This is a genomic window from Companilactobacillus hulinensis (genome assembly GCF_003946555.1).
Taxonomy (GTDB): Bacteria; Bacillota; Bacilli; order Lactobacillales; family Lactobacillaceae; genus Companilactobacillus; species Companilactobacillus hulinensis.
Genome location: NZ_RHOO01000001.1, coordinates 244,834 through 262,665, shown reverse-complemented (window position 1 = coordinate 262,665; position 17,832 = coordinate 244,834). Strand labels below are relative to the sequence as shown.

General features: G+C 36.1%; 12 protein-coding genes. 3 read left to right on the top strand and 9 right to left on the bottom strand.

Translation table 11 applies throughout. The features are described from left to right. Positions 1–248: 248 nt before the first annotated feature. From EKM66_RS01170 to EKM66_RS01145, 6 genes are all read right to left on the bottom strand, one after another. A complete protein-coding gene (locus EKM66_RS01170; protein ID WP_125760826.1) occupies positions 249–2,312 on the bottom strand; it encodes an LTA synthase family protein in 2,064 nt (687 codons plus the stop codon). A 40-nt stretch (positions 2,313–2,352) separates the two neighbouring features. Continuing rightward, positions 2,353–3,363: a lysylphosphatidylglycerol synthase transmembrane domain-containing protein gene (locus EKM66_RS01165; RefSeq protein WP_125760824.1), complete on the bottom strand. Its 1,011-nt coding sequence runs from the start codon at positions 3,361–3,363 to the stop codon at positions 2,353–2,355. After that, on the bottom strand, positions 3,363–4,397 hold the full coding sequence (locus EKM66_RS01160; protein ID WP_125760821.1) for a glycosyltransferase family 4 protein: 1,035 nt from the start codon (positions 4,395–4,397) through the stop codon (positions 3,363–3,365). The genes EKM66_RS01165 and EKM66_RS01160 overlap by 1 nt, the downstream gene beginning before the upstream one ends. Continuing rightward, positions 4,390–5,589 (bottom strand): glycosyltransferase family 4 protein, encoded by a 1,200-nt coding sequence (locus tag EKM66_RS01155; protein ID WP_125760819.1) that lies wholly within the window; start codon positions 5,587–5,589, stop codon positions 4,390–4,392. The genes EKM66_RS01160 and EKM66_RS01155 overlap by 8 nt, the downstream gene beginning before the upstream one ends. Before the next feature lie 75 nt (positions 5,590–5,664). Further along, positions 5,665–6,159 (bottom strand): QueT transporter family protein, encoded by a 495-nt coding sequence (locus EKM66_RS01150; RefSeq protein WP_125760817.1) that lies wholly within the window; start codon positions 6,157–6,159, stop codon positions 5,665–5,667. Positions 6,160–6,288: 129 nt separating this feature from the next. Beyond that, on the bottom strand, positions 6,289–6,939 hold the full coding sequence (locus EKM66_RS01145) for a deoxynucleoside kinase (protein ID WP_125760848.1): 651 nt from the start codon (positions 6,937–6,939) through the stop codon (positions 6,289–6,291). 230 nt (positions 6,940–7,169) lie between these two features. Here EKM66_RS01145 and EKM66_RS01140 point away from each other — a divergent pair, with 230 nt between their 5' ends. Together EKM66_RS01140 and EKM66_RS01135 are read left to right on the top strand one after the other, a co-directional pair. Continuing rightward, entirely contained in the window at positions 7,170–9,701 is a 2,532-nt protein-coding gene (locus EKM66_RS01140) for an excinuclease ABC subunit UvrA (RefSeq protein WP_125760815.1), read from the top strand. A 9-nt stretch (positions 9,702–9,710) separates the two neighbouring features. After that, positions 9,711–10,565 (top strand): glycerophosphodiester phosphodiesterase, encoded by an 855-nt coding sequence (locus tag EKM66_RS01135; protein WP_125760813.1) that lies wholly within the window; start codon positions 9,711–9,713, stop codon positions 10,563–10,565. A 17-nt stretch (positions 10,566–10,582) separates the two neighbouring features. Here the strand turns inward: EKM66_RS01135 and EKM66_RS01130 are convergent, their stop codons facing one another. After that, positions 10,583–12,349, bottom strand: coding sequence for an adenine deaminase C-terminal domain-containing protein (locus tag EKM66_RS01130; protein ID WP_404811438.1), 1,767 nt, complete (start codon positions 12,347–12,349; stop codon positions 10,583–10,585). Positions 12,350–12,360: 11 nt separating this feature from the next. Beyond that, positions 12,361–13,701, bottom strand: a complete 1,341-nt coding sequence (locus EKM66_RS01125) for an NCS2 family permease (RefSeq protein ID WP_125760809.1) — start codon at positions 13,699–13,701, stop codon at positions 12,361–12,363. A gap of 227 nt (positions 13,702–13,928) precedes the next feature. On the opposite strand from EKM66_RS01125, the gene add reads away from it, so the two are divergent. Then, positions 13,929–14,948, top strand: coding sequence for an adenosine deaminase (gene add / locus EKM66_RS01120; protein ID WP_191988021.1), 1,020 nt, complete (start codon positions 13,929–13,931; stop codon positions 14,946–14,948). A gap of 53 nt (positions 14,949–15,001) precedes the next feature. On the opposite strand, the gene adhE is transcribed toward add, so the two are convergent. After that, positions 15,002–17,608, bottom strand: coding sequence for a bifunctional acetaldehyde-CoA/alcohol dehydrogenase (gene adhE / locus EKM66_RS01115; RefSeq protein WP_125760805.1), 2,607 nt, complete (start codon positions 17,606–17,608; stop codon positions 15,002–15,004). Between the last annotated feature and the right edge of the window lie 224 nt (positions 17,609–17,832).

The window sequence follows — 17,832 nt, the reverse complement described above, 5'->3', positions numbered from 1 at the left end:
TTTTAAAATAATTTTTCAACGACTATCAAGTTGGAAGCTCTCAAGTCGTTGTCGCCGTTGCTCTGTCGCAACAACAAATAATATATTACCAATTACAATTGATGGTTGCAACCCTTTTTGCGAAAAAAGTTCATTTTTTTTCAATTTATAATTAATAACGATTACTACCTATCCATATTACTACCCTTACAACCCATTTGTCCAGACAAAAAAAGCCCGCTAGAAAAGGATTCTAGCAGGCTTTCTATTTATTTATCTGTATCTAGTTCTGGTGCATCTGTTGTGTATAGATCAACCATAGACTTATTATCATTCTGAGATAGCAAGCTGGTTCCATTTTTAGTACGAGCCTTTTTCAGTTCTTTCAATGCTTTACTCTTCTTATATGAATAGTCCTTTTTATTAACCTTGGTAAATCCTGGTACATTATGGAATCTTAATAGATCTCCATTAATCACACGATCAGATAGTGACAACTCAGTTGTAACCTTATTAGCCAACGTTGCCTTTTCTGTTGCAGATATAGTCTTGTCCACTTTACCAGTCTTAGTATTGTAGTAAACACTTCCAACCTTAGTTATCTTTGGAGTTACAAAATCCCCGTTTCTAAATGCAACTACCTGAGAATGTTCTTTGGATAGTAAATCACTACCAAACTGGATCATGTTCTTGTCACTTACTCCCAATAAATTCAACAGTGTTGGAAGCACATCAATTTCACCACCATACGTATGGTTGATTCCACCCTTTAATCCATCCATATGTATCATAAATGGTACACGTTGGTATTGAGCGTTATCAAAGTCATCGAATCCTTTAATACCAGTCAACTTAGCCATTGCCTTTTTATGGTTATCAGAAATACCATAATGATCTCCATATAGCACGACCATACTGTTCTTATCTAATCCAGTCTCCTTAAGCCAGTTCATGAACTCACCTATAGACTCATCCAAATATCTGGCTGTTTGAACATACCCATCGACAGTCTTATCCCCGGTATCTGTCTTAGATATGCTTTGGTTCTTCTTATCTAGAGTATATGGATAATGATTAGTAACAGTAATTAATTTTGCATAGAAGGGTTGTGGCAACTGTTCAATATACTTAGCAGAATCCTTCAAGAAAATCTTGTCCTTCATACCATAGCCAATATCATAGCCCTTCTTGATCTTGTAGTAGTTAGAACTAAAGAAATAATCATATCCCCATGACTTATAAGCATTATCACGATTCCAAAAACTTGGTACATCCCCATGGAATGAAGCTGTAGTATATCCACGTTGATCAAGAATTGCTGGTGCTGCTTGGAACGTATTTGCTGTACCATCAGTAACCATTGCTGATCCCTCTGGTAATCCAAACAGTGAGTTTTCAAGCATTAATTCAGCATCAGCCGTCTTTCCTTGCCCAACTTGATTGAAGAAATTGTCAAAGCTTAGTGTGTCATCTTCATGATAGAGTTTGTTTAAGTTAGGTGTTACCTCTTCCCCGTCCCACTTATAGTCAATCATGAATTGTTGCAAACTTTCCAAATGAATAACAAAGACATTTTTGCCTTTTGCTACACCTGTGTATTCAACGTTGGGAGTAGCATAGTTACTCTTCATATACTTTTCAATAGAATCCAAGTCTGAACTCTTGGCCTTTGCCTTCACAGCATTGGTCTGTGACGTCTTAACAACATCGTAAACGTTGAATACATTCAAGCCTAAATATTTAACTATATAGTTATTGTCGAATGTTCTTGTCAACAATTGTGAACGGTCACTTTCAGCTAATGTTAAGTTAGCACCAAACAAAAGAACGGCTAACGCACTGATTAACACTGGAATACGCCAATTTAATCGTTTAACATCCATTTTTATCACGTGGAACGCCAACAATAGGATCAGAACAATAACATCAATGAAAACTAAGAAATCAGTTGGTTTAAGAATACCTAAAATACTTTTTCCCAAATTGTTAGAAACTGAGCCTGAGCCCTTTATTAAGACCATAGTTAGAAAATCGGAAAATTCTCGATAATACAAAATATTTGAAAACAGCCAAACTGTATCCAAAAAATCCACTATTAATAGGAAAATATACGATTTTCTACCCTTCATGTACAATGCTATACCAAATAGCAATAACATTACTGGTATAGGATTAATTATCATAAGGAATGTTTGAATTGAACCCTTAACACCCAAATTGAACTTTGTGGTATACGCATATACCGTTTTGATGGTGTATAAAAGTACGGCTAGTATTACAAAACCTAGCCTAGTGTTTAAAAAATTGGAAATACTTTTAACAATACGCTTCATTATTTACGCTCCATAGATTTACTAACAACTTTACGATGTCTCATTTAATTTTTGGTTTCTTTGAAACCGCAATAATCCCCAAAAACATCCCCAAATAATATGTAATAAATCTCCATAAAAACATACCTAACACCAATCCTGATGCAGAAGGAATGAATCCAGCAAACAATGTCTTAAAACTAAACTCTGCTCCACCGGAACCTCCAGGAATCGGAAAGATAGATGTGATCATTACAATCATTATATGCATTACTAAAACATCAACAACGTTTACGTGATCACAGTTAAGTGCAAGCAATACAAAATACACTACAAAATAATACAAGAACAGTTGAACAATCGTTAATAGTGAAGCCTTAATAACTTTTTTCTTCTCTCGTTTTAAAACTAGACTTTCATTGTAGAAACTATCAATACTTTTTATAGTCGACTGTAAAATTTTATCACGTTTTTCCTCTTTTAGAAAAAATAATATTGGTTTAAGGACAACGTGAACCATTTTTTTGGTGAAATCATAGTAATACATAATCATTAATAGAAACGAAATAGTGACTAAATGAATCACCATTCCGAACACAATTAAAGTGGCGAGTCCTGAAAAATGTTCTGCGACACTTTTAAAACTCACCAACATTGCAATAATAAAATTAACCAGAACCATAGCTTGATAAATGACAAACTTCATCAATAATACAGAACTAGCACGTCCAGCATCAATCTTAGATTGCATTAATCCAACCAATTGAGCTGGCTGTCCACCTGAAGAAAATGGTGTTATAGCATTGAATAAAGCCTGAATTAGTGGGATTCGATACATTTCCCACCAACCAAACTTCCTATCCTCATCTTTTTTCAATAGAGTATGCAAAACCAGTGCTTCTACCCCGTATGACAAAAGAATAGATATCAATGCAACGAATAACCAAAAATAATTCAAATTCTGAAACGTTGTTACTAATGCTCGAAAGTCGATTTTTCTGGCTTCCCACCAAAAAATACCAAAACCTAATCCTAGCATTACAAATAGTGCCAAAATGTTTTTTCTACTCATTATTTATCCCGTTTAGCAATTTTATATTGATCATTATAGAATTCATACCAAATCTTACTCAAATTGTCTTCTGAGTATTGATTAGTAGCTACCCTTGACTTTGCCTTGAATCCATCTAATATCGATCTATCCATATTAGCTTTGTTAATAAAGTCATTCATTTCAGAGCGATTCTTAGCTGGTTGATAATAACCGGCAATAATAGCCTTATACAAGTCTAAATCACGCAGTAATACTGGTGCACCACAGCTGAATGCTTCTAGAACGGACATAGGAAACAGTTCATCATATGATGGCAACAAGAATAAATTACAGGCATTATAATAATTGACCAATTTATTTCGATCAACTATTCCCGTGAACGTAAGATTCTTGGGAGGATTCTCGACCATTCTCTTGTAGCGGTCATACCCATCTGTTATTTTTCCAAATGAAAATCCACCAGCCCAAATGAATTCAATATCAGGATTCAATTCTGCCAGCTTGTAAAAATCATCTATTCCTTTACGTTCCTGAACTTGCCCATCCCCAAAAACAATAAATTTATCTTCAGGAATTCCTATTTCTTTACGAAAGGCACTCTTTTCCTCTGCAGTCTTCTCATAAAAGTTCTCTGTTGACACAAAATTTGGAATGTATTTAATTTTATTCCTATCCAAACCATGTTTTACTAACTTATCAATAAAAGTTGGATTAACAACTACAATTTGGTCCATCCTTTTATAGAAGTTAATTACATATTTATAGAAAACCTCTCTTGCAGGCTTAGGTAATTTGATACTACCTTCCAATGTTTCAGGTAAGAAGTGTACGTAACCTATCTTGCGACCACGTTTCTTAGAGAATGTCGACAAATAGAATTGCGGATCAATTGTATGGTAATGGCTCAAATCACTCTTACCATAATTATTGATTTTAATTTCAAATTCATCGCTAAAGCGGTCTTTTAAGAGATTGATCAGTTCTTTATAGGCACTACCGACCCCTTGACCAGCAACCTTATCAGCTGATGAAAACATATTGATTTTAATCATTAGAATACTCCTCTGGATCTATAGATGAATCCGATAGTTTCTCACGTACAAAGTATTCTTCTGAACGACGGTAAAAGTCCAAAATAGAGTTACCAAAACTATCAGATGAAATATTATAAAGAATTTTTTGACGTGCTTCTCGATCATCAAATGAATTAGGGTGATCTAAGTACGCAACTATTCTTGGTACAAGTTGACTATCTTGAGAGAATGTTACACCTACTGACGGATCTGTCAAAAGTTGGTCAGTGTAAGGAGCACTACGAACGACTATTTTAAGACCAGATGCAATAGCTTCAATGTATGTTAATCCCTGAGATTCAGTGTCACTTGAGGATACAAAAATATTCGCCATATGGTAATATGGTGAGATTTTATCATGCTCTACTTCACCTGTGAAAATCACACTGTCGCCAATTCCCAAACTCTTAGACATATCTACTAGTTCATCCATATCAGGGCCATCACCGACAATAACAAGTTTGATACTAGGGTCATATTTCAATAACTCTGGCATTGATTTAAGCATATGATCGATTTTTTTCTCAAGTGCAATACGGCTTAACATCAAGATAACTGGAGTTTCCTCAGAAATTCCTAGTTCTTCACGAATGTCAGATGCATTTATCGGTTTAGTATACTCAGACAAATCAACTCCTGTTGGAATTATCGAAATTGGAGCTGGAACTTCGTACCTATCTAATGTCGATTTAACTTGTTTACTTGGGGCAACAACACCTGAGGCGTTCTTCAGAAACATTCTTGACATTTGCTTAACGTGATATGGCTTGAGCAAGTGTCCGTTTAAGACATAATGTAAATAATCTTCGTACATCGTATGATACGTATGAACAAAGGGTATCTTCAATTGTTTTGCAACAAATTTACCCATTAATCCCATCGAGAATTCCGTCTGCGTATGTACAATGTCAAGTTTGAGTTCTTTGGCAAGTTCAACAGCATGGAACATTCCTCTGATGGCTATTCGTCTATCAGTAAATGAAATGAAGGGAACGCTTCCTACACGGAAAATATTTGGCTCAATTGTTTTCTTAGAAACATTGGGATCTGTAGTCGTAAAAATATATACTGAATTTCCTTTTCGTTCCAAATCATTCTTCAACGTCTGGATCGATGTAGCTACTCCACTAACTTGAGGGAAGTATGTATCGGTAAAGATTCCGATATTCATAAAAACATCTCCTCACAATCTTTATATTGATGATTATAACAAAAAAAAGGGAGAATCACTTCCCCCTTTCATCTCTTAGTCAATTAATTTACTAAAATTACGATTTTTCATTAAGAAATAAAAAATTGCGGCACCGACTGCAACTACCACTACTTCGCCAAGAGCAACTGAACCAGCGTTGATCCAGAATGGAATCTTCAATACCATATGTAATTCTGCTCCGACAATAATTCCATTAACTACGGCACAAATTACTGGTACTGTCCAAATCATGGACATCTTAGCTGGTACTCTTGTGATCAGCAAACAGGCAATTGCTGTGGCCAATGTACCAAAGAACAAATCATAGGCCCCTAACGATGCACTGAAAATATTTGCAATGAAGCATCCTATTATCAATGACCAACTATACTTATGATTGAAAAATGGTAACAACATCAGAATCTCAGAAACCCGAAATTGAACTGGGCCATAGGCAAAAGCCGAAAGTCCGGGTGCAACCGTTACTGCAATATACAACGCAGCAATAATTGCTATCTGAGTAATATCCTTTGTTTTCAAATTCTTCATAAAAATAAATCCCCCACTGTTTTTATTTAGTAGACAGGTTACCAGAAAAACTGTCTTAAATAGATTAACGTATTTTGTTATCGTTAGCAAACTCAAATATAAAAAAAGAAGCCTCTCGGCTTCTTCCAACTAATTATTTGATGTAACTCGATGCTTCTTCAATTCAGCATCAATTTGATTTAAGACTGCTTGTAAGTCATCAGGATTTTCAACGAAATCGTATTTGTCTCCATCAATCTTCATCTTAGGACTGTAATCATAGTCATCATACCAACCATCATAACGTCCTAACAAGTTGTGGTAATACTCAACTAGTGTTGGATCTTGCTCTGGTTGTTCATAATCACGTCCACGTTTTTCAATACGTTTGATCATCGTATCATATGAAATATCGATATGAACTAATAAGTCTGGAGCTTTTTTAGCGGCAGCGTATGGAAGTTCTTGCATCATGTTAGCTAATAACTCGTCATAAACCTTAACTTCTTGAGGAGTAGCGCGTCCCATATCAGCGTTCATATGGAAAAACAATGAATCCTCATAAATTGAACGGTCTAAGACATTATTGTCATCAACCATTGCTTGTTTAATAGATTCAAAACGCTTGTTCAAAAAGTAAATCTGTAATAGGAAAGCATACTTTTTAGGATCTGCATAAAATAGTGGTAATACAGGATTATCATCTACTTGTTCATAAAAAGCCTTTGTTCCTAAATGTTCTGACAAGATAGTTGCCAATGAACTTTTTCCGGCTCCAATTGTGCCGCTTAATACGATCATCATTATTCTCCTCCAACCAATCATTAAATAATCTGTAAAAAATCAACATTTAATATAATACCACTTACTAACTAGATATTGTATACAAATATAAGCTCTAAGCATATATGGTATTGATTTCACAAGTCGATACTTATCGCACCAACATTTATACTTCAAAAATAATTTAAATTCACAAAAATATTTCACGAGCATGTTAAAATGGGACGTGCAAAAAGGAGGATTTCAAAATGCCTGTTAGACATAAAAATTATATTCCCGATAACATTGAAGTTAGGGGCGCTAATGCTAATAACCTTAAAAACTTGGATATCGATATCCCATTGAATTCGTTCGTTGCAATTACTGGAGTATCAGGATCTGGTAAATCTTCATTAGCGATGGACACAATCTATTCTGAAGGTGCAAGAAAGTATCTTAATGCCCTATCAACATACACCAGAAGAAGAATCACTCAAATGGGACGTTCAAACGTTAAACAGATAAGAAACCTTCCTTCCACGATTGCCTTGAGGCAGCGTCCAGTTGTTCCTGGTGTTAGGTCCACTGTTGGTACGATGACTGAAAGCCTAAATATATTACGTTTGATGTTTTCTAGATTAGCATCAGTAGTTTGCCCAAACGGACATCGTTTAGATCCCACTTTGGAAATTTCTCAAGTAATGGATCTACCATCTTCTGATGAAAAAATGGGTATGTTGACTTGTCCAGTTTGTCAGGCACACTTCATGACATTTGGTGCTGAAGATTTTGCCTTCAATTCAACTGGAGCCTGTCCGACTTGCCAAGGAACAGGATTCCTAAAAACTATTGAAATTGATAAGATCATCCCTGATAAATCACTAACGATTGCTCAAGGAGCCGTTCGTTCATGGAGATTACCTGGTCGTTCACTGCAAGTCGAACTTGCCGAGCAACTAGGGGTTAGAATCAATGTTCCCTTTAATGAATTAACTGATAAAGAAAAAGATATTGTTATAAATGGAAAAGGTACCAAGAGAGAAGTAATCGTTCCTACCTCAACTGGTAAATCATTCAAACTAAATGCATTGTACGAAAATGCTATTGATTCAGTTAAGCATAGCCTATCGAGCGCTAAAAATGAAAATACCATCAACCGCCTTGGTAGATTCTACGACGAGAAAGAATGTCCAAATTGTCTAGGAAGTAGATTTGATCCTAAATTATTCAAGAATGAATTAGTGGGAAAGAACATTGCTCAAGTTTGCCAATTGAGCATTAATCAACTACAAGATTTTTGTACTGAAATACTAAATTGGCTTCCTAGCGATATGCAAAAACTAGGTAAGAACCTAACCAACGAACTACTAGAATTATTACAACCTATCGATGACTTAGGATTAAACTATTTGACTCTAACCCGTGCTGGCAACACTTTATCAACAGGTGAACTCCAAAGAATCCAGCTTGCACGTACCATCCGTAATCAAATGACTGGCGTCTTGTACGTTTTGGATGAACCAAGTGTCGGATTACATCCAGCTAACGTTACCGGATTAATCAAGATTCTTCGTGAACTAGTAAAACTTGGCAATTCACTAATAGTTGTTGATCACGATACCAGCATAATTGCAGCTGCAGACTACGTAATTGAAATTGGACCATCATCTGGTGCTAGTGGCGGTACTGTTATTTCTCAAGGGACTGTGGAGAATATCAAGAATAATACAAACTCTGTAATCGAACCTTATTTAACTGGTACTGCCAATATCATTCAACATAATCACGTTACTCCATTTAGCAAAGGTGAAATAAGTGTTGAAATTGGTGACCGGTTTAACATACATAATATGAAAGCAAAGTTCAGTAAAGAATCTCTAAATGTTGTTTCAGGGATGTCTGGATCAGGTAAAACAACATTAGTATTCGATAGTTTTATAAAAGCATTGACCGATAAAATCAACGATGAGCCTTCTCCAAAATATGTTAAGCATTTAGATGATGGCGGAATAAAGAATGTCTTAACAGTTGACTCAACACCCATTGGTAAAAACGTTCGTTCAACAGTTGCCACATATACCAAAATTCTGGATAAAGTAAGGAAACTATTTGCAGCTACGGATGCTGCCAAAGCTAAAAAGTATACCGCAAGCTACTTCTCATACAATAATAAAGAAGGCGCTTGTCCCAACTGTGGTGGAACCGGTGTAATTACACTTGATATTCAATATCTTCCTGACATGGTCGAAACATGTCCAGTCTGTAACGGTAATAGATATAATTCTGATATTCTAGAAATTACTTGGCATGGCAAAAATATTGCTGAAATTTTGAATATGTCCGTGACAGAGGCTGCCAAATTCTTCAAAGATGAAAACAACATCGAGGGAACTATCGACACTCTGAATGAAATTGGTCTGAGTTACTTAGAACTAGGTGAAAGTACTCCAACGTTATCTGGTGGTGAAGCTCAACGTTTAAAACTTGTCACTTATATGAAGCGAAGCCAAAAGAATCAACTATTCGTCTTTGACGAACCCAGTGTTGGCTTACATCCCAAAGATGTATCAGTTCTAATAAACGTTTTGAATAAATTAATTGATAACCATGCAACCGTTATTGTTATTGAACATGACTTGGATATTATCGCAAATGCTGACTATATTAACGATCTTGGTCCCGAAGGCGGAATCAATGGTGGTAAAATTATAGCCAGTGGTACTCCAAAGGATATTTGTAAGTCAAAAGATAGTATTACCGGCAAGTATCTGGCCGAGCACTTCAAACTATTCAATATATAAGGATTAGATATGAAAAAACTACCAATTATTACAACATTAATGGTCATTCTCCTAGGATTTGGAACAACTACTGTTTCAGCATCTGTTAAAGCTAAAAATCTAACTTCTATTCAAACTAGTGTTAATCACGCTTCACCAGAGTCGCCAATCGTATTTTCCCATCGCGGAAGCCCATATAACGAACCAGAGCATTCATTTGCTGGATACAATCGTGCCATTAAAGATGGAAGTCAATATATTGAACAAGATGTTTGGATGAGTAAGGACAAGAAACTATATGTTTCACATGATAATAATTTGAAACGGACAACTGGTAAAAATATCAAAATATCTGACTCCAGTTCTGCGCAATTATCCAAAGTGAAATTAGTAAATGGCGAAAAATTGCATCAATTAGGTGATGTATTCAAACATTACAAGAAAAACGTCCACTATATTATTGAAGCCAAAAAAGGTGCCGGTGATAATACGGACACTGAAAAGTTATTAGTAAAAGTTTTGAACCAGTACAAAATGAACAGTAACGTAATTATGCAAGATTCAAGTATTCCTGGAATTAAGGCTTTTCATAGTAAAAAAGCTCAAAAAGATGTTCCTATCCTTTGGTTACTAGATTCAGTTACAGAACGACAATACACTGAGGAAATCGACAATGCCCCACGTTTTATAACTTTCATCTCTATCAACCAAGAGCAATGGACAAAAAAACTTATTAAAAAAGCTCATGACAATGGTTTCAAAACGAACGCTTGGACTATAGATACCTATAATGACAACTATAATGCTTTGAAAGTTTATAAGTTCGATAGTGTATTTACAAATAATACTAAGGAAACCAATAAGTTAATAAACAAATGGAAATAAAAAAGGACTAGCCGCGGCTAGTCTTTTTCTATACTCAAAATTGGATCAAATAATTTAAGTGCGATACAGTCTGTTGTCCCTAAATCAGTAATGGCCAAGTCTGGGATAGCGGTTATTGGTAGGAAAGTCATATAAAACATTGGATCATCGACTTCACTACCAAGGAATCTTGCTGCCTTTAGAATACTCTTTTCTTGTGCTACAACCTCAGATGGAGTTGCCTCTGAAACAATTCCTGCGATTGGCAGTGGCAAGAAACTCAATACTTGTTGATCCTTAACCACTATTTGTCCACCACCGCGGGAAATTAATTCATTGACGGCAAACGCCATATCTTCAGCATCAACTCCCATGACAATTAAGTTATTATCATCAGGAGCAGCAGTAGACGCCATGGCACCACTATGTAATCCCCATCCAGAAGTGAACCCTAGTGACTTATTCCCATTGATACCAAATCTTTCGATAACAGAAACCAAAGCTACATCTTTATCTGGATCAATCTGAATTTGGTGATTTTTAACTTCCAACTTCACATCACGACGTTTCCTAACAAATGGACCAACACTCTTAATTGTTTCTACATTTGCGATACCACTTTCAGCATCAACTCGATAAATAAAATCTTTTGGACTAACCTTTTCAGCTTTAACTGAATTCATAATTTGTGGAGAACGTTCAACTTTAACATGATTATTTTCATCCACAACATGTCCTTTAGAAATAACTTGAGAAATCTCAAATTTGTTCAAATCTTCTACAAATAAGATATCTGCTTCTCGGTTCGGTGCAATCAAGCCAACTTGGTCGTCAATACGATATGCCTCAGCCGAATTGATTGTTGCCATTTGAATGGCCGTTAATGGTGGAACACCCGCTTGAATTGCCAAACGAACCACGTGATCCAAATGACCTAATTCAGCAATATCTGTTGCTGTTACATCATCTGTACAAAAACTAACATGACGCGATACATCTGCAGTATTTTCTGTAATTGCACGAATGTTCTCCTTCAAAAAGTGAGTAACAGAAGACTCTCTAACTACAACGTTCATACCTTTTCGAGCTTTTTCAAGTAATTCTTCATGATCATAGCTTTCATGATCAACTCTTACACCACTCATCAAATATTGATTTAACTTTTTACCACGAGCCATTGGGGAACATCCCCAAACTGGTTTATGTGCAGCCTTTGCATAAAGCATGGTCTTCAACGTATCCTCATCGAGTTCTTGAATATCTTCTCGAACAGTCTCCCAAACACCATAAACATCATCACGTTTCAAAAGTTCGTATTGCAAATCAGAATTAATATTTTCAGCAATTGTTGACTGTGGAATCGTATATGGTGTCTTAAATGGAGCACCCCAGAATAGCTTCAAATCTGATTGATCGATTTCTTCAAAAATCTCTTTCAATCCAGCTAACCCAATTACTGAAATATATTCATCTAAACCGGAAATAATACTTGTTGTACCATGTGGGACTACTGCCTGAGCAAAACTTGTCATACTTAATTTACTGCACTCGACGTGAATGTGTCCGTCAATCATACCTGGTACTAAATATTTCTGTTCAGCATCGATGACTTTTGTCTGTTCGCCAATGTAATCTTGAACATCTTCATCTACAGCAACGATTTTATTCTTATAAATTGCTACTTCTGCTGGATAAACTTCTTTGGTTGAAACATTAACCAATTGACCATTTTTAATTACCAAATCTGCTGGGATCTGTGCTGCTCCAGCTCTAATTAAATTCTTAAAATCATTCAATTCTGACAAGATGTATCCTCCTATTTAGGTAAGATGTTGATTGTATATAGTAGAACAATAAATACGAAGAACAAAATGTACATGATTGGATTAATTTCTTTTCTTCTACCTGCAGCAAGCATTGTTAGTGGATAAGCCAAGAATCCGAAAGCAATACCATAAGAAATGTTATATGTAAGTGGCATACCGACAATCGTTAAAAATGCTGGCATGGCAATTTCAAATCTACTCCAATCGATTTCTTTCATAGATTGTGCCATCAAAATACCAACAATAATCAACACTGGTGCAGTAACGTTTGAAGTTACGACCGTCAACAATGGTGAGAAGAACATTGCTAATGCGAATAAGACACCCACTACCAATGACGTAAGACCAGTACGACCACCAATGGCAATACCAGCACTTGATTCAACATAAGCTGCTGTTGGTGTTGTACCCATTACAGAACCACCAAGCATAGAAATCGAATCAGCCATCAATGCTCCACCAATACGAGGCATCTTGTTATCTTTCATAAATCCAGCTTGTGATGCTAGACCAATCAAAGTACCAGCTGTATCAAAGAACGCTACTAATAAGAAGATAAGAACAACCGCCCACAATTGAGGCTTTGTAATAATATCTCCCAAGTGCATAACTCCGACACCAAACGTTGGCTTCATACTTGGAATAGTTGAAACAATATGTGTTGGTAATGGAATTAGATTAGTTACTAATCCTAGAATCGTTGTTAAAACCATACCGATAAAAATTGAACCTGGAACCTTCTTAGCCATCAATCCACCGGTTACTATCAATCCAAAAATAGTTAACCAAGTTGTTGGTACTGTGAATGATCCCATAGCTACAAGTGTTGATTTACTTCCAGTGATAAGGCCACCACCTTGGAATCCAACGAAGGCGATGAAAATACCAATACCTGCTGCCATAGCTAACTTCAAATCATGAGGAATCGCATCAATAACAATCTCACGTAACTTAACTAGTGAAAGGATCAAGAATAAAATACTTGAAATGAATACTCCAGCCATTGCTGTTTGCCAAGGAATACCCATGGCTAAAACAACTGAATATGTGAAAAACGCATTATCACCAAGTCCGGGTGCAATTGCGATTGGATAATTTGCTAATAAAGCCATTAAAACTGAACCTAAAATTGCTGAGAGAGCTGTTGCTGTAAACACAGCTCCCTTGTTCATTCCCGCATCCCCTAATACTTGCGGATTAACAAATAAGATATAAGCCATCGATACAAATGTCGTCAGTCCGGCTAAAACCTCACGTCTTACAGTTGTGCCATTCTCTTGTAGATGAAACAACTTTTCAATAAAACTTCTTTGGTCTAATGAGCTATCCATTTTACTTAATCTCCTTTTAGTATTAAGAGCCAACTATCTGTACTCTTCTACAACAGCAGTATCTCAAATATAAATAATAATTTCAAGTAAAAAACGATTGTTTTTAATAATTAAATAAATATCGTTCGTGTTTAACAAATAATTTTATGTATCAAACAGTTGATTATTAAATTTATAGTTGTTATTCTTAACATTGTAAATAAATCAAACCGGAGGAACTAATCGCCTTGTTACCTAAAACAATTACAAGAGAATTCATAGATGGATTACCCAAAGCTGAACTTCACTTACATTTAGAAGGAACGCTGGAACCCGAATTGAAATTAAAATTGGCACAAAAAAATGGCATCGATATTGGTCAAACTACTATAGAAGATGTTCGTAAAACATACGATTATGATTCTTTGGCTTCATTTCTTGCAGTCTATTATCCAGGCATGAACGTTCTACAAACAGAAGATGACTTCTATCAACTTGCAATGGAATACTTGAAACGTGCTAAAACAAATGGCATACGTCATGTTGAAATGTTCTTTGATCCACAAGCCCATTTGACACGTGGTATACCATTCGATGTATTTATCAACGGATATCACCGAGCATGTATCGATGCAAGAGCCTTCAATGTAGATGCACACTTAATCATGTGTTTTCTTCGTGATATGTCTGCTAAATCAGCTAATGAAGTTCTAAAGATGGCAGAACCTTACCGTGACATGATTCTTGGAGTTGGTTTAGATTCTGATGAACATCACAATCCTCCATTGAAATTTGCTCGTCCATACAGTGATGCGACCGCACAAGGCTATCACACAACTATGCATGCTGATATTGACCAAGTTGATTCTATTGAACACATCAAACAAGCTCTTGAAATTATTGAGGTTGAAAGATTAGATCACGGAACAAATATCGTCGAAAACCAGGACCTAGTTGACTGGGTCAATCAAAAGAAGCTCGGTTTAACTAGTTGTCCTCTATCCAATGGATTCGTCACCAATGATATGAAGGGAAAAGAAATGATTGAACTAATGAAACAAGGTGTTAAAGTCTCAATCAATTCCGATGATCCTGCTTACTTCGGTGGATATATTGCTGATAACTACGAAGCTCTAGCCAATAAGTACAATTTGACTGCGGAGCAATTAGTTACCTTCGCCAAAAACTCATTTGAAACTTCATGGATCAGTGACTTTCAAAAAGATGTTTATCTAAAAGAAATTGACGATTTTGTAAATAAATTTTAAGCAAAAAAAATAAGCTTTCGGCTATTAATAATAGTCGGAAGCTTATTTATATTCTATTTAATATCTTTACCTTCGTAAGCATTAATTAATACTTGTTTCAATTCAGCAATCAATGGTTCCTTAGGATTTGCAAATGAGAATTGATCTGCAAAGGCAGCTTCAGCTAAATCATCGACATTCTTATCGAAGTCAGCCTTATTGATACCATTGTCTTTCAAACTCAATTTGACATCAACACTGTGTGCTAATTCAACGATCTTGTTGATCAAGGCGTCACGTAATTCTTCATTATTCTTACCATTCAAACCAATTGAACGTGCAACAGAAGCATAGTCTTCATCAGCTCTGAAGTTTTCATACTTAGGCCACATAGCAATCTTTGTTGGTTGTTCAAAGTTGTATCTAATAACTTGTGGCAAGGCAATGATTGAAGCTAATCCATGTCTGATACCAAACTTGTTGTTCAATACATCAGTAATTGAGTGACCGACACCGGCAAAGGCATTTCCAAATGACATACCTGCTAGTGTTGAAGCATTGTGCATTTCTGCTTGTGCATCAGGGTCACCATTATAAGCTTTAGCCAAGTTATCAAAGACAATCTTGATTGCTTGTAATGCGTATGGGCGTGTATAGTCAGATGCCATATTTGAAACATATGATTCAATAGCATTGTTCAATACGTCTAATCCTGACTCGGCAATAACATCCTTAGGCATTGTTTCAACAAATTGTGAATCAACAATAGCTACATCAGGTGTCAATGAGTAGTCAGCAATTGGATATTTAACGCCAGTCTTAGAATCAGTAATTGAAGTAAATGGTGTAACTTCTGAACCAGTACCAAATGTTGTTGGAATAGCAACAAACTGTGTCTTCTCTGGCTTAGGGAACTTGTAAGTACGTTTTCTAATATCAATGAACCCTTGCTTAGCACCAAATAGATCAACATCTGGATGTTCATAGAACAACCACATGTCCTTGGCAGCATCCATTGTTGTACCACCACCAAGAGCAATAATTGTATCTGGTTTGAAGAGTTTCATTTGTGTAACTCCACGTTGAACCATATCAGTTGTAACAACTGAATCTACATCAGAGAACATTGAGTATTCAACGTCTGTCTTACTGCGTTTCAATTCATCAACGATCGTATTAACATAGCCTAATTGAACCATTACTGGATCACAAACGATAAAGGCACGACTCATTCCTTCCAAGTCTTCTAGGTAACGTACTGAAGTTTTTTCAAAGTAAACACGAGGTTGTTTAATCCATTGCATATTGTTTCTCCGTCTAGCGATTGTCTTAATATTAAGCAAATCAAATGATGAAACGTTATGTGAAACTGAATTCTTACCCCATGAACCTGTACCTAATGTTAGTGAAGGAATCATTTCATTGTACAAATTACCAATACCACCAATAGCAGCAGGAGTATTAACAAGTACACGACTTGCTTTCATCTTGATACCAAACTCTGTAGCAAGGTCTTCATCCATAGTATGGATTGCAACTGTGTGACCCAAACCACCAAAGTGCAACAATCTGTCAGCTTTATCAAAAGCATCCTTGTGATCCTTTGACTTGAAGACTGATAGAACTGGTGAAAGTTTTTCAGCTGAAAGTGGCTCACTAGGTCCAATTCCTGTAATTTCAACACCGATAACTTTTGTATCGTCAGGAACCTTGATGCCAGCTAACTTAGCAATTTCAACTGCTGACTTACCAGCGATAGGTCCCTTAACTCCACCTTCTGGTCTAAACATGGCGTCTGCTAATGCTTTATGATCAGATTTCTTAATGAAGTAAACTTTATTCTTTTCTAATTGTTCCTTAACTTCGCTATAAATGTCTTGATCAACAATGGCACTATTCTCTGAGGCACAAACCATACCATTATCAAATGTCTTGGAAAGTACGATATCGTTTACCGCACGTTTGATATTTGCTGTCTTTTCAATATATGCAGGACCATTACCAGGACCAACACCAAGTGCAGGTTTACCGGTTGAATATGCAGCCTTAACCATTCCGGGACCACCAGTAGCAAGAACACTGGCAACATCAGGATGATTCATCAAAGCTGAAGTAGCTTCAATACTTGGCTTTTCGATCCATTGAATAACATTCTCAGGGGCGCCTGCTTCAACGGCAGCCTTTAACATAACCTTTGCGGCGGCAACTGATGATTTCTGAGCTTGAGGATGGAAACCAAAGATAATTGGATTGCGTGTCTTCAATGAAATCAATGATTTGAACATTGTTGTTGAAGTTGGATTAGTAACTGGAGTTACACCAGCCAATACACCAAGTGGTTCAGCAACTTTTATCAAACGGTGCTCTTTATCATCTTCGATAATTCCAACGGTTTTATCACGTTTAATTGAGTGCCAGATCTCTTCTGTGGCAAACATATTCTTGATAACTTTGTCTTCTGTAACACCACGGCCTGTTTCTTCATGAGCTAACTTTGCTAATTCCAAACTGGCATTCAAACCAGCAATAGCCATATGATGAACAATATGATCAACTTGTTCTTGAGTAAAGCTATCCATGATATTCAAAGCCTTTTGAGCCTTTGCGACCATATCATCGATTACTGGACCGACCTGATCTTCTTTCTTTTGTGCTGCAACTTCTTTAGAACCTTTTAACATTTACAATACCTCCAAGACAGAAACATATTTTGTTAATTAATTCACGTTACCTATTTCACGTTCTATCTTAGCATTATTTGAAAATAAGACAATGGTTTTCAGATAAAAAACTGATATATTCCCAAAATGTATAGTTTTGTCCTGTTATGTGTTGATATATCAGCAGTTGACGTTGTAAACACTTTCATTTAATTTTGATGATTCTTAGCTTTTATGCAATGTGA

What these genes read in the sequence shown, in the direction of transcription:
- EKM66_RS01170 (WP_125760826.1), bottom strand. Translation starts at nt 2,312, where the DNA reads ATGAAGCGTATTGTTAAAAGTATTTCCAATTTTTTAAACACTAGGCTA.
- EKM66_RS01165 (WP_125760824.1), bottom strand. Translation starts at nt 3,363, where the DNA reads ATGAGTAGAAAAAACATTTTGGCACTATTTGTAATGCTAGGATTAGGT.
- EKM66_RS01160 (WP_125760821.1), bottom strand. Translation starts at nt 4,397, where the DNA reads ATGATTAAAATCAATATGTTTTCATCAGCTGATAAGGTTGCTGGTCAA.
- EKM66_RS01155 (WP_125760819.1), bottom strand. Translation starts at nt 5,589, where the DNA reads ATGAATATCGGAATCTTTACCGATACATACTTCCCTCAAGTTAGTGGA.
- EKM66_RS01150 (WP_125760817.1), bottom strand. Translation starts at nt 6,159, where the DNA reads ATGAAGAATTTGAAAACAAAGGATATTACTCAGATAGCAATTATTGCT.
- EKM66_RS01145 (WP_125760848.1), bottom strand. Translation starts at nt 6,939, where the DNA reads ATGATCGTATTAAGCGGCACAATTGGAGCCGGAAAAAGTTCATTGGCA.
- EKM66_RS01140 (WP_125760815.1), top strand. Translation starts at nt 7,170, where the DNA reads ATGCCTGTTAGACATAAAAATTATATTCCCGATAACATTGAAGTTAGG.
- EKM66_RS01135 (WP_125760813.1), top strand. Translation starts at nt 9,711, where the DNA reads ATGAAAAAACTACCAATTATTACAACATTAATGGTCATTCTCCTAGGA.
- EKM66_RS01125 (WP_125760809.1), bottom strand. Translation starts at nt 13,701, where the DNA reads ATGGATAGCTCATTAGACCAAAGAAGTTTTATTGAAAAGTTGTTTCAT.
- adhE (WP_125760805.1), bottom strand. Translation starts at nt 17,608, where the DNA reads ATGTTAAAAGGTTCTAAAGAAGTTGCAGCACAAAAGAAAGAAGATCAG.